This window comes from Actinoplanes sp. NPDC051343, from assembly GCF_044455125.1.
Taxonomy (GTDB): Bacteria; Actinomycetota; Actinomycetes; order Mycobacteriales; family Micromonosporaceae; genus Actinoplanes.
In genome coordinates this window covers 66,866-81,074 of sequence record NZ_JBITEL010000013.1, presented here as the reverse complement: position 1 = coordinate 81,074, position 14,209 = coordinate 66,866, and the positions used below count along the sequence as shown (strand labels likewise).

3 protein-coding genes are annotated in these 14,209 nt (G+C 71.0%); all 3 read right to left on the bottom strand.

All coding sequences use genetic code 11. The features are described 5' to 3' along the window. Positions 1-46 precede the first annotated feature (46 nt). The 3 genes from ACIA5C_RS35845 to ACIA5C_RS35835 are packed head-to-tail and all read right to left on the bottom strand — an operon-like array spanning position 47 to position 14,108. Entirely contained in the window at positions 47-4,852 is a 4,806-nt protein-coding gene (locus ACIA5C_RS35845) for a ricin-type beta-trefoil lectin domain protein (RefSeq protein WP_396063074.1), read from the bottom strand. Further along, a complete protein-coding gene (locus tag ACIA5C_RS35840) occupies positions 4,849-5,925 on the bottom strand; it encodes a hypothetical protein (protein WP_396063072.1) in 1,077 nt (358 codons plus the stop codon). Before ACIA5C_RS35840 ends, ACIA5C_RS35845 begins: the two co-directional genes overlap by 4 nt. Next, the gene (locus tag ACIA5C_RS35835) at positions 5,922-14,108 is read right to left on the bottom strand and encodes a DNRLRE domain-containing protein (protein WP_396063070.1); all 8,187 of its coding nucleotides are present in this window, start codon (positions 14,106-14,108) and stop codon (positions 5,922-5,924) included. Before ACIA5C_RS35835 ends, ACIA5C_RS35840 begins: the two co-directional genes overlap by 4 nt. Between the last annotated feature and the right edge of the window lie 101 nt (positions 14,109-14,209).

Sequence of the window (14,209 nt, the reverse complement as noted above, 5' to 3'; positions counted from 1 at the left end):
CATCCCCCGTGTCGATATCAAAATGTTCTTCCCGTCTGAAGGAGGGTCAGGAGTGGCTGAGCGCCGTGATCTGGTCCTGGGTCAGGACGCCCTGGTAGAGCTGGACGTCGTCGATCTGTCCACTGAAGAAGTTGTCGTGAGCCGAGTTCCACCAGGTCGCCCCGATGAGCGTGTTGCCGGGTGCCGCCCAGAGCCGGGGCACGGTGACCGTGTTCTTCAGGACGCCGTCCACGTAGAGCCGGGCCGCGCCCGTCTCGGCGTCGTAGACGCCGACCAGGTGGGTCCAGCGGTTGGGCGTCATGCTGCCGGCTCCGGCGCCGATCCGGGTGTACGACGAGGCGCCCGACCCGGTCGTCACGGCGAACTCCCACTCGGTGCTGTTCGGGTAGTAGAGCAGCGCGAACGGCGTGCGTGTGGTGCCCTCCTGCGCCACGATCGTCCGGGAGGTGCTGCTGTCGCTGAGCTTGGCCCAGGCCGAGACGCTGTACGAGCGGTCGGTCTGCAGCGCGGTCGGGGTGGCCGACGCGTAGGCGCCGGTGCCGTTGAAGGAGAGCCCGCTGCCGGTGTGCCCGGTCGTCCAGGTGGCACCGGAGAGGGTGGCCGGGCGCCCGAGGCCACTGGCGTCCGCGGTGGCGGTGCCGTTGTTCTCGTCCATCGCCCACGAACCGACCAGCTTGGCCTCGGTGGACCAGTGCAGGCCCGCGCCCAGCCCGAGAGCCGGGATCGAGAACCGCTCGTTGGGTGCCCCGGCGACGCAGGGGTACGAGTCGAAACGGCCGCCGGTCGCGGTCAGGCTGACCCCGTCGACGCAGTAGTTCATCGCCGGGTTGAAGAGGAACTCGCCCCGGGCCGTCCACTGCTGCGAGGTCGATGCGGCGTTGCAGGCGGTGATCTGCAGCCACTTGTAGGTGCCGCTGCGGACCGGCCCGTTCTGGTCCAGGCAGTAGCCGTAGATCCGCAGTGTGCCGTCGCCCGGCATGTTCCACTGCTGACCACCCGCGTCGGGCGAGCAGGCCGCCGCCTGCACCTGGGCCCCGTTGGTGGCACCGGCCGCCTGGACGCACAGGTTGGCCAGGCCGCTGACGACCAGCGGGCCGAACCGTTCCTGAGCGGTCGGCAGCTGCCAGATCTGGTGCGTGGCGGCCTGGCAGGTCCAGGTCTCGAGGTGCAGGGTGCCGGTCTGCGGCGCGTCCAGGCAGGTGTTCTTGGCCGGGTTGTAGAGCTCGCCGTCCGGCTTCGGCTGCCACTGCTGGGTGCCGCTGCCGTTGCAGGTCGCGGTCTGCACGTAGAGGAACGTGCCGCTGCGGACCGGGCCGTTGGCGTCCACGCACAGGCCGTAGACCCGCATGGTGCCGTCACCGGGGAAGGTGAACCGCTCGTTGTCCCCGGTGCCGCAGGCCGACGTCTGCAACGCCGTACCGGCGGCGCGGGCCGAACTGACGACGCTCACGCACTGGCCGCTGTTGCCGCCGATCGTGCCGTACCGGGTGGCCGGCCGGTCGGCCCGGACCCGCACGTCCCGGAACGTCACCGGGTCGCCGGCCGCGCTGCCCTGAAGGCCGATGAACGCGGGGTCGAGCATCCGCCCGGCGGCCGTCGACACGAAGTCGTTGACCAGTACGCCGTTGAGCCGGACCGTGATCCGCTTGCCGTCGACCGCGATCTCCAGCGCGTTCCACTGCCCGGCCGGCTTCTCGGTCTGCGCGATCGGTGCTTTGGTGGCGTTGATCGCGCCGGTCGCCGCCGTGGTGGCGCCGTTGCCGAGGATCTGCACCTCGTAGCCGCCGGTGGTGGCCACGTTGCTGGTGGTCGGGGTGCCGAAGCCGACCATCACGCCGGAGTCCGACGAGTCGGAGGCCGCCCGGTAGTCGAGCCGCAGGGTGTAGTCCGACGGCAGGTTCTCGGCCGGGTACCACAGGAACGAGTCCTTGCCGGTCGAGCCGAGCTCGCAGCCCGAGTCGGTGACCGTTCCCGCCGTGCCGGTCTGGCGCCACGCCTTGCTCTGCGGCGATCGGCCGTCGTAGAGCGGGGTGAAGCCCGGTTCGGCGTCGATCGCGCAGGACCCGGTCGCGGCGGCCAGGGCCAGACCCCCGACGAAGTAGCCGGTCACCGCGGCGGCGAGGTCGGCGTCCCCGGCCTCCGCGCGGATCTTGAGCTGCCCGCTGTCGCCGGTCCGGGGGATCGCAAGGTCGGCGACGGCCCGGTCGGCAGTGAGGCTGTCCACATCGGTCAGGCCGGACGAGCCACGCTCGGCCGGGTGCAGGGCGAGGGAGCCGGTGGCGCCGCCGGTCGCGTCGAGCGTGAGCACCGGCGCGGCGACGTTCCGCGGCACACCGGCGACGTCGCCGACCGACAGTGACACCTCGTCGCCCTGGCCGATCCGGCCGGCCGGCAGCCCGGTGCCGGTGCGGCTGTCCAGCACCTTGGTGGCGCGGTCCAGCGGTACGTAGGTCGCTCCGGAGCCGGGGGCGAACCAGCCGAGCAGATCGACCGCGACCGCGGTGCTGCCGTACTGGTTGCGGATCCGGATGTCGCCGTCGTCGCCGATGCCGCTCATCACCAGGTTGTTGCGGGCCGCGCCGGCCACGGTCTCCAGCGTGCCGGTGGTGGTCGGCACGTTCTGCGGGAAGACGGTGAGCCAGCCGCGCGCGGTCGCCTCGGAGTCGTGCACGTCGACCAGCACGCCGGTCGCGTTGGCGGGGACGCCGGCCACGCCGCGTACCGGCAGAACCGCCGTCTCGCCGGCGGCGAGCGGCCCCGAGTGACCACCCAGGGTCGTGTGCGTGTCCATGATCCGCACCGGCGCGTCGGCCGGGAAGTAGGTCCCGGGCGAGGCCGGGCTGAAGTAGCCGATCAGGTCGAGGTAGAGGTCCGCCGTACCAGCGCTGTTGCGGATCGCGATGGTCCGGGCCGTCGAGAGCGGCACGATCGCCATCGTGGTGTGCTCGTCGTCCGCCCCGGCGGCGTCGGCACCGCTGAGCTCCATGATCGGGATGTCGCCGAGCGAGTCGACGTCGCGGTAGAGCGAGATGCCGGTGCGGTCGGCCGAGTTCGCGGTCAGGTTGACCACGACCGCGGTCGCGTCCCCGGGCAGGCCCGAGATCGGCAGCGTGTAGACCTCGCCGGCGGTGAAGGGCCGCTGGTGCCCGCCGATCGCGCCGGTGGTGGCGAGGATGCGCTGCGGGGTCTGCATCGGGGTGAAACCGCTGCCCGCCACCGGGTTCGTGTCGCCGGTCGCGCCGAGTGCGAGCAGGCCGTGGCCCCACTGGTTGTCGAACTTCGACGGGCTCGTGCGGCCCTCCAGCATCGCCTCGACCTGACCCGCGTCGAGATCGCTGTTGGCCCCTTCGAGTAGCGCCGCGGCCCCGGCGACGTGCGCCGACGCCGGCGAGGTGCCGGCCATCGTCGGTGCCGGACCGTAGGTGAACGTGCTCACGCCGGACTGCCCCACGATGTCCGGCTTGGTGCGGCCGTCCACGGTCGGACCTTGAGAGCTGTACGCGTCGACCCGCCCGCTGCCGATCGCACTGGCACCGACCGCCATCGCGTACGGCGAAGTCGCCGGCTCGAGCACACTGCCGGCCGCGACCGGGTACGACACGCTCGTCGCGTCGCCCATCACGAACACGTCCGCCTTGGTCGTCGGGTAGGACGCCTTGGCGGCGACGTAGATCCAGTACGCCTGCGAGCCGCCACTGGTGTTCTCGATCGTGATCTGTTCGGTCGGCGGAAGCGGGGCGGCCGCGGTGGACTGCGGATTGGTCGACTGGCCGACGATCGCCGGATCGTCCGGGCCGGTCGGCACGTGGTTGGAGGAGAGGACCATCAGGTCGAGATCCTGCCGGGTCGTCGGCCAGGCATCCCAGCGCAGGCTCACCGTCGCGGTCCCGCCCGGGGGCAGGTTGAAGCCGTTACCCACGGCGGTGCCGTTCGCCTCGACGTAACCGTCGCTGTTGGCGTCCGCGGCCGGCCCCGACCAGTGCAGCTGAGCCTGGTTGCCGGCGGCCGAGACCCACAGGATTCCGGCCTGGCGGGCCTGCTTGACCACCGCAGCCGGCGAGCCGTCGAGACCGCTGCCGTCACCACGACCGGTATTAGGAAAGCCGATCGCCGCGTTGATGATCTGCACGTGCTGACTGGTCAGCCACTGCACGGCCGAGGCGAACGTCATCGAATCGGGCGCACACGCCACGTAGAGGTCGGCGCCCGGAGCCATGTCATGGATGACCTCAGCGACCGCGGTCCCGTGCGAAGAACCGTTGTCGGTCGGGCAGTCGTTGCCGTGCACGGTGACGCCGGCCGGAAGTTCACCGGCGTCCTGCGCATCGGACAGACCCTCGAAGCCGACATCGACGATGCCGACCTTCACTCCGGCGCCGGTCTTACCGGCCCGGATCCAGGCACCGGCACCCGACGACTCGACGCCCTCGGAGGTGACGGCGAGCGGGAACGCGCGGTCGGGCTGGCGCACATCGGCCACGCCCGGCGCCGTCGCAAGGGTCTTCAGCTTCGCGCCGGCGACCGCGGCGCGTACCCGCTTGCCGTTGGTCTGCAGGACCTTGCCGCCGGCCGCCTGGACGGCGGCCTTGGCCGCATCGGCCGAGGTTCCCTCGACATAGACGAACGTACGGCCGGACTTGTCCCCGGTCGGCACCGCGGGCTTGGCCTTGGGGTGGACGAACCGCTTGTCACCGGTCGCCGGAAGCAAGCCGACGTCGAGCGAGCGGGGTACGTCGGGCTGCAGGTAGTCGCCGCGGTGAGGGCCCGGATCGGCGGTAGCGGGCGCGGACAGGCCCACCACCGCTAGCGCAGCGGCCAGCACAGCCGCCGCCGTGCCGCGTGTCGATATCAACGTGTTCCTCCCCAGGAGGTTGCCATGTCAGGGTGGGTCGCGAGTTCGAGCAGAAAACGGGACGCGGTCATGGGGTAGGTGACGGAGAACTTCAGGTCGGCGCCGAGCACCAGGACGGCCCACTGGTCGGGGTTCGCCGACGTGAACAGCCAGCACACCGACCCGCCGCCGTCCAGTTCGGCCCACTTCACAGCGCCGCGAGGTTCGGGCCAGATGGTTCCGGGTGGCCCCTCGCCGTTGGCTCGCAGTCCGAGAACCTGCAGCCGCAGCGCGTCATAGCGGTCGAGGAAGTCAGGCCGCCCACCGGGCGCGGTGACGGTGACCGGGCCGACCCGGACGTTGCCCAGTTCATCGATCAGGTGCCGATAGTCGGCGGGCGTGCCCATGCCGAGCCGGCTCGGTCCGAACCTCCACTCGAGAGACGGCACGGGCACCGGCTCGACCAGGCCTCGTAGCTCTTCCACCGCGTCGGCCGGTCCGATCATCGGTCGGCACCCGGCCGGGCCGGCCCAGTAGTCCGGGTCCGGGGTGGTGGGCATGGGCGCCGAACTGCCGGTCGCGCCGACGAAGGACGGTGGCTGCACGGCCTCGGCGACGTAGCCGATCGGCTTGATGGTGGCCGGCAGGGTCACTACGGCGCGTAGAAACTCGGATGTCGACATCGGATAGACGTGCCACGAACCAAGGTGGCTGTCGCAAAGGATGATCGGCCATCGGTCCGGGTCGTCGTCGGCGGTCAGCCAGCCGATCACCCAGTCGAAGCCGATCACCGCGAACGGCAGGACGCCACCGGCATCCGGATAGATCGGGTACGGGAAGCCGCGCTCCTCCGCGTCGTCGCGCAACAGGTCGGCGTAGCCGTGCACCTCCTCCGCGTACGCCTCGGGCCCGCCGAACCGGGCCGGGTGCAGCAGCGTCAGGAAGGTCTGGAAGCTGCCCGCCGACAGCGCGTCGGCGATCTCCTTGAACTCGGCCGGGTAGGTCCGGCCGACTGCCGGTTCGACCTGCGTCCAGTCGACCGGCTCCGGCGGGGCTGACCAGCGCAGCGCGGCCAGCAGGTCCTGGGTGGTCATTTGACGTTCCAGATCGTGAAGTGGATCGGCGCCTGATTGCGGACCGCTACGACGATGTTCAGCGCGAGAGGCACCCCGTTGTTGCCGACGTAGTTCGGTTCGACCCGGTAGTAGACCTGCTCGCCGCGGGCCCACAGCTCGACCTGTTTCTCGACGCCGTGGAACATGGCACTCGAGTTCACCTGCCGCTGCCAGAGCGGAACGATGTTGCCGGGTTCCGCCCCGTCACCGCCGAGCGTCTTCGCGATGAGATGCCCGCGCGCCATCTCGTTGCCGGGCGTGCTCACGTAACCGCGCGGTGTATAGGTGGCGTCGGTGCCCGCCTGTCGGGGGCCGGGCTGGAAGCAGGCCTCGCCGTAGGTGGCCCGACCCAGAGGTTCGCTCGGCGTGACGACCGAATTGTCCATCGGCCCGTAATGGATCTCGCCGCCGTCAAAGCCTTGGGCGAAGCACTCGTCACGCTTCTGCTTGGTCTTGGTGATCTCGGGGTCGTTCGGGTCGGTCGAGTAGTCCAGGCGCGGGTTGTTGCGCGGTCGCTTGCCGACCTGGGACAACCAGGTGCCGAGCAGGCCACCGACCAGCAGGGTGACCAGGGAGCCGGCCGCCTCGGCGGTGCCGACGGCCGCGGCGCCGACCGTGCTGACCGCTCCGGCCGCGGTGGTGATTAGGCCCGCGATGCCGGCGGTGATGCCGGGTCCGGGGTCGGTGATCTTGAAGTGGGGCAGCTTGATGTCGATCTTCGGCACCCGGGGCTTGACCTGGGTGCCCGGCGGGGGCGCCTTGACCGGATGGAAGAGCGGCGGTTCCCACGGCGGGGGCGGAGGCGGCGGGGGCGGCGTGTAGTGCGAGCCGCCGTCACCGCCACCGGGGCCGCCCCGGTGGCCGTGCCCGTTGCCGTTGCCGTGCCCGTTGCCATTACCACCGCCCGGCGGTTTGCCGGAGCCCCCGTTGTAGTTGGAGGTCTGCGAACCGCCGTAGTAATACGTCTCATGACGGTCGCTGTAATCGAAGCTCCCGCACATGTTTCCCCAGGAACCGTACCGGTAGCAATCCTCGGAGTTCAGGCCGGGCGAGCCGTCCCAGTACTCCTTGAGCTGGTCGTACAGGCCCTTGGCGTTGTGGAGCCCGCACTCCACGGTGGGAGAGAAGCAGGGGAGATCGTCCCAGTCGAACCCGTGGCCGGAGGGGTCGGTGGCGGTAACCGGGTTGCCGGAGCCGTACGCGTACCGGTTGCCGGACCCGCTCGGGTCGGGCGCGTTGGTCTCGGTGTCCCGGCTCGCGAAAGAACCGGTGCCCGGGTCGTACCAGCGGGAGGCCATGTCGACCTGGCCGGTCGCGGCGTCGGTCCAGGCGCCCTGATAGCCGGCGGCCGGTGTCTCCCCGGCCGACGAGGTCACCTTGCCGAACGGGTCGTACGAGCGGGTGTCCGGTGCGCTCGCCGAGAGGTAGCGCCCGGTCACGTCACCGTGGCTGTCGGCGAAGATCATCCGGCCGGTGGCGGCGGTCGTCGCCCGGTCGGCGAACGGCTGCCCCGAGGCGTCCCGGCTGACCACCCGGGACCCGTCGGAGACCACGTCGTTGGTGAGGCCGGCGTACTGGAATCCGCCCGTGCCGTTGCGGGTCGCGACCCGGTCCAGCGCGTCGTACCCGTACGTCGTGGAGCCGTCCGCCGTCAGGCGGTCGAAGGCGTCGAAGCTCTCGTCCTCGGCCGCTCCCCCGTTCTTCGGGGTGACCTTGTCGGTGGTGCCCCGGGCCGAGTACGTGTAGGTGTTCGTCCCGTCGTCGACCAACTGGTTCTGTTCGTTGTAGACGGACGTCGTCGACCCGTTGCCGGTGAGGTTCCCGGCATCGTCGAACGTGTAGCCGGTCGTCCCGGACGGCGTGGTCCAGGTCTTGAGCCGGTTCAGCCCGTCGTAGGTGTAGCCGTTGGCCGTGCTGCCGGTCGGCTGGTAGGCCGTCTTCTGCGTGACGTTGTCGTCCTTGTCGTACGAGTACGACGCCCCGAGCAGGATCCGCGGCGGCACCCCCACCGTGACCGTCTGCTGCACCTGGTCGGACGCGACCCGGCCGAGATCGTCGTAGCCGACCACGCGCTTGACGGTCTTGCTCGCGGCCCGGTCGACGATCGAGCCCACGCGCCCGGCGGTGTCGTAGCCGTAGTCGACGGTGCGCCCGGTCACCGGATCGCTGAACGACTTCGGCCGCCCCGCGTCGTCGTAGTCCATGGCCGCGGTGCCCGCCGCGTCGGTGCGGGAGACGTTGTTGCCGTCACCCGACCAGCTCAGCGTGCTCGCCCCGGCCGGCCCGGCGCTGCCGACCAGATCGCCCCGGTCGTCGTACGAGTAGGTCGTGTCCCCGCCCGGACCGCCGACCCGGACGACCTGCCCGTCCGGGTCGTAACCCAGGCTCCGGGGCGCGGTCGCCGCCGCCGAGCCGGTGCCCGTCTCCGCGGTCAGCCGGCCCTGCGCGTCGTAGGTCGCGGTGCGGACCACCCCGCCGGGCATCTGCTGGGTCACCGCCTGCCCGGCCTTGTCGTACGCGAACGTCCACGTGCGCTGGGCCGCATCCGGTGTCGACGCGGTGGCCGGGTCGATCGTGGACTCGAGCTCGCCCCACGCGTTGTACGTGTAGTCGGTGGCGTGCTGGTTGCCGTCCACATATCGGGTGCGGTTGCCCGCCGCGTCGTAGCCGGTCTGCACCGTGACGTCGTGCCCCGGCATGGACGCCGAGGTCTGCGTGACCAACCGGTCGAGCGCGTCGTAGTCGTAGCTGGTCGTGCGACCCTCGGCGCTCACCATCTTCTTGGTGTTGCCGTCCGGGTCGAGGTCGGCCGAGGTGCTCCGCAGCACCGTGCCGTCCCGGCTCGCCTGCGCGCCGACCGCGCGGCCGGCCAGGTCGTAGGTCGTGGTCGTGACCAGCCCGGACGGATCGGTGGTGGCAAGTGCGCGTCCGGCGATGTCCCAGGTGTAGCCGGTGGACCGGCCGGTCGGGTCGGTGACCGTCTTGAGCCGGCCACCGGAGTCGTAGTCGAACCTGGTCGCGTGCCCCTGCGGGGTGCTGAGCCGGGTCGGCCGGCCCCCGTCGTCGTAGTCCGTCGTAGTGATCAGGTAGCTGGTCGGTGCGGGCTGCCGCTCGACCACGGTCGAGGTCACCGCGCGGCCCAGTTCGTCGTAACCGGCCTGGGTCTGCGAGCCGCCGGCCGTGGTCGCCGCGACCTCCTCGCCGTTCCGGTCGTAGCGGAAGGTGCTGGTGGACGGCTGGTCGCCGACCTTGGGCAGCGTGATCGACCGCTGGTTGCCGTACGGATCGTAGGTCGCCGTGGTGATCCGCTGCAGCCCGTCGGTGGTCTTGACGATGTCGCCCAGGTAGTCGTATTCGTACGATTCGGTGCGGGTGACCGCGATGCCGGCCGGCGGCGCGTACGTCGGGAAGGTCGTCTGAGACTGCCGGCCCATCAGGTCGTAGGCCGAGGTCGTCACCGCGCCGTTGGGGTCGCGCTGGTCGGTGGCCTCCCCGTACGCGTCGTAGCCGGTGGTGGCCACCGGCCGTACCGACCTGGTCTGCTTGCCCGCCACCCAGGTGTCGATCGCCGGGCTGGTCACGGTGCTCGGCCGGCCCATCGCGTCGTACGTGTAGTCGGTGGTGAGCAGGCGCGGGTTACGCGCCGACCGGACCAGGCCGCGCTCGTCGTAGGTGTTGACCGTGGACAGCGTCGACTGGCTGTCGAGCTGCTGATCGGTGCGGGTGACCTGGTTGTCCGGGCCGTACTGGTAGCTGGTGACCTCGCTGCGGCCGGCCTGGGCCGCGCCGGTGAGGGTCTGCTGGAGAACGTTGCTCTCCGGGTCGCGCACGTAGTCGGTGGCCCGGGCCGCGCCCGACGGGTCGGTCACGGTCCGGCTGATGTTGCCGGCCGGGTCGTACGCGTTGGTCGTCGTGACCCCGCCGTCGACGTCCTGGGTCAGGTCGCCCTCGGCGTCGTAGGTGCGTTGCTCCAGCGTGACGTCGCGGACCGTGCCGGACGGATCGTGGTAGCCCTGCCGGACGGCCGACGCGAGCAGGTCGTTGTCGTAGTACGTGTAGCGGGTCGTGCGGCCCATCGCGTCGGCGTAGCTGACCAGCCGCCCGCCCGGGTCGTAGCCGCGCCACTCGAGCGTGATCGCGGTGTCGGCGTCGGGGTTGTCGGGGTCGGCGCCGACGCCGTCCGCGGTGCGGGTCAGCAGGTGCTGCTCGTCGTCGTAGACGTCGGTCCAGGTGATGCCGCCCTGGTCCGTGTGGGCAACGGTCAGCCCGTCGGCCGAGTAGGTGGTGCGGTCGGTGGTGTTGTCCGGGTAGCGGGTCGAGGCCGCGCGGTCGTGGGCGTCGAAGCCGTACACCGTGGTCCGGGCCGGGTCGCCACCGGTGGCGTCGGACAAGGTCACGCTCACCGCGTTGCCGTCACCGTCGTACGCGTACGTGGTGACCTGCTGATGGGTGACCCCGTTGATCGGGTTCTTGACCGCCGGGTCGGTCCGGGTGTGCACGAGCGAGCTCGGGTAGTACGTGTACGCCGTCGTGGAGAAGACCGCCCCGCCGTCGTTGCCGGTCGTGATCTGCTGGACCCGCCCCTGCTCGTCGTACTGGTATTGGGTGTGCAGGGCGAGCGGCGAGATCTGCTCGGCCAGGTCGCCGTTCGAGCGGTACCGGTACGCCGTGACCTGGTTGCGCAGGCCGTTGTGCTGCAGCAGCGCCCCGGCCGGCACCGTGCCGCCGCCGACGGCCGCCTCCGACCCGGTCGCGTACGTCCAGCTCTCGGCCGGTCGATCGGTCACCCCGGCCGGCTTGGGATAACTGGTTCCGGTCAGCCGCCCGGCCGTGTCGTAGGTGTAGGCGGTCCGATAGGTCGTGTCGGTCGGCCCACTGGACCGGGCGGTCGACTCGGCGGTGACCCGGTCGTTGCGCGGGTCGAGCGGGTCGGCCTTGTTGAGGTAGTAGGACTTGTAGCCGGTGTCGCAGGCGCCGGCGGCCCGGCAGGTCTGCTGCGACAGCACGTTGCCCCGGTCGTCGGTGGTGAACGCCGCGTAGTGGTTGTTGGCGTCGGCGACCTTGGCGACGAAGCCGGCCGCGTTGTAGTCGAAGAACTGCCCGGCCCCGTCGTGGGTGATCGAGGTGAGCCGGCCGTTGTGGTCGTAGTCGACGTTGTAGACCCAGTCCGGGTAGGGCCCGTGCAGCGCGATCCGGCCGGTGCCGCCGTTGGGTACGGGCGCGTCGAGTGTCCAGTTGCGACCCCAGCTGTCGGTCAGGGCGCGTACCCGGTCCGATTCGTCGTCGTAGGTCAGCCTGGCGTACTGCCGGTTGTCCTGCGGAAGCGTGATGCCGGTGAGCACGTCGATCTGCTTGGCCGCGGCGTAGTGTCCGGCCACCGCGAGCGCGCTCAACGGCTGGTTGTAGAGGGCGACCTCGTCGATCCGGCCGCTGAAGTAGAAGCCCTCGTTGTTCGTGGCCGGCCAGTTCTTGGTCTGGCCCGCGCCGACCGTGTACTGCCACTGCTCGGCGTGGTCGATCGGGCCGGTGGCAATGGTCTGCTGGGCCACGCCGTCGACGTACAGGGTCTGCTTGTCGATCGACGCCGAGAGCACGGCGTGGTGCCAGGCGCCGTCGTTGACCGGGGTGTCGCTGATCGCCTGCCGGGAACCGGTCGGGTTGGGCACCCAGAACCCGGCGTAGAGCAGGCCGTCGGTGCCGACGTACATGACCGGCGTCCACTTGGTGGCGGTGGCCGGGAACGGCTGGCCGTTCTGATAGCTGAGCAGCACACCCGAGTCGGTGGTCTGGAACCAGAGCTCGACCGAGGACGACATCGCCGGCGTGGTCAGCTTGGGCGGCAGGTTGACCCGGCTGCTGGCGCCGTCGAAGACTGCGGCCTTGTCGCCGGTGCCGCCGAGGGCGCCGTCGGCGTTGAGCGTCACCCCGGTGTACGTGCCGGCGTCGTCCCCGGGTGACCGGGCGGCCGCGCTGGCCGCGGTCGAGCCGCTCGTCTCGCCGAACCGCCAGTAGGCGCGCGGCGCGTCGTTGAGCACCTCGCTGCGGTAGTGCGAGGCGTTGCCGTAGTCGTAGGTGGTGCAGTTCGGAGCGGCGTCGGGCCCGCACACCGAGGTGAGCCGGTCGCCGGTGTACGTGTACTTCCAGACCGGCCCGTCGTTGGCCGTGACGTGGGCGATGTGGGTCCCGGACCAGGCCAGTGTCAGCTTGCGCCCGCTCACGTTGTTGCGGATCTCGGTGACGTGGTCGCTGGTGTCGTAGGTGAGCGTCTCGGTGAGCCCGTCCGGGTCGACGACCGTGGCGAGCCGGCCGAGCGCGTCGAACACCCATCGGTTGCCGCTGGAGTCGCGCAGCGTCCAGGTGGCCGTGATGTCGTTGCGGGTCAGCGACATCGCCACGCCCTGGGGCGGCGCGTAGCTGCCGTCGGGGTTGCGGCCGAACCGGATCTGGCGCCCGGTAGGCAGCGTGATCACGGCGCTGGGCGAGGTCGGCGCGCCGGCCACCCGGTCCTCGGCGAGCGCGGTGTCGATCCGGGACGCCCAGCCGGATCCGAACGCGTTGCCGCGCCGCGGATCGAGGCTGTTGTAGGTGCGGACGATGGTCAGGTCGGGGCCGGTCGTCGCGACCGAGGCGTCGGTGACCACGGTCGAGTAGTTGCCGATGCCGGGGTCGAGGCCGGGTCCCTGGGCGGAATCGGGGTTGCCGGCCAGGTTGGAGGTGATCGCGGGCTGCGGCACTCGGGTGGTGATCATCAGCGGCCCGGTGTACGGCCCGGTACCGCTCGAGTCGTTGACCCGGACCCACCAGTAGTAGGTGCTCGACCAGTTCAGCGGCGGCGGGGTCCAGCTGTGCCCGGTCAGGCCGGAGCTGACGCAGTTGGTGGGCGCGGTCGGGGTGCCGGAGCAGATCTTGAAGTCGTACCGGAGCGTGGCGCCGGCCGGCCAGTTGTCGGGGTCGACGCCCTCGGCGTACAGGGTCGGGGTGATCGACTCGACCTCGGCGCCGGTGCCCGGCTGCTCGTAGTTGGCGGCCGGCAGAACGTTGTTGACCTTGATCGGGAACGTCGCGACCGGCACGCCGTACGCCGTGTGGAAGTCGGTGCCGGCCGAGTTGTACATCTGCAGCTCGACCGTGTAGTTGCCGGGCGCGACGGCCGGGATGGGCACCGTGATCGAGCCGGTGCCGAGCGGCGCGATCGCCGCCGACGGGGCGACCTTGGCCGAGGTGGCGACCGTGGTCGAGCCGTTCTTGACGACCACGCCGAGCTTGAAGCCACCGCCGGCCGGCCAGGTGCTCGACCCCTGGTTGGTCACCTTGGCGGCGACCGAACCGGCCGTGGTGTTGGTCGGCAGCAGCACCGAGTCGACGCCGTAGGCCGCGCCCTCGTCGCCGTAGGTGATGCTCAGCCGGGGCGGGTTGGCGCTCTCGGCGGCCGCGAACCGCTTGAACTGCGCGTTCGACTTCTCGTTGGCCGCCCGCACGCTGAGCCCGTTGAACGCCTTGCCGTGGGTCCAGCCGGTGGCGTCGTCGGCGCTCAGCCGCAGCGACTCCCAGTCCGGGCCGCAGGTGCTGGAGCCGCCCATGTGGGCGAAGGACTCGGTGTCGTACGCCTGGTTGACCGGCGCGCCTGGCCACCGCAGCGAGGACGGCGACCACGACTGGGTCACCGGGTAGACGCTCACCGGCGCGGCCGTGCAGGACGGGGCCCAGGTCTCGAACATCGTTACCGAGGCGCCGTCGATGTACTTGTTCTTGAGCGTGGTGGCGAGACTGCCGAACTTCAGGTACGCACGGCCGATGTGCTTGCCACCGTCCTCGGTGCCGACCTGCATGTCGGGCGAGCTCGACTCGTCGCCGTGGCCGGACATCACGAAGGTGTCGCCGTCGGTCGTGATCGAGCTCGACGCGGCGGCGACCAGCGCGGTCATCGTGCCGTCGGCGTTGCGGAAGAGTTCGGTGCTCGCGTCCGGGCGGGCGACCGGCGTGCTGGTGCGCGGGTCGAAGCCGGCCGCGGCTTTGCCGATCTTGACGGTGGGCTTGATCTTGCGCGCGCTGGCGGCCGGCGGTGGGACCGGTTTCGGTGCGGTCAGCCGGTCGGGCACCGCCGCGGCCGGGCGCCGGAACGGCTTGCCCGTCGCCGTGAGCCCGGTATCACCCGATCCCACCGGAAGGTGGTGACTGCCGGTCGGCAGGGCCGCCCGGCGCTGGACCGGCGGTGCGTCCGCCGCTCCGGCCGGTCGGCCCGGTCTCGCTCCGGCCGGCTCGG

Bases quoted from the DNA above. Each gene is read 5' to 3' on its own strand.
- ACIA5C_RS35840 (WP_396063072.1), bottom strand. From the start codon at position 5,925: ATGACCACCCAGGACCTGCTGGCCGCGCTGCGCTGGTCAGCCCCGCCG.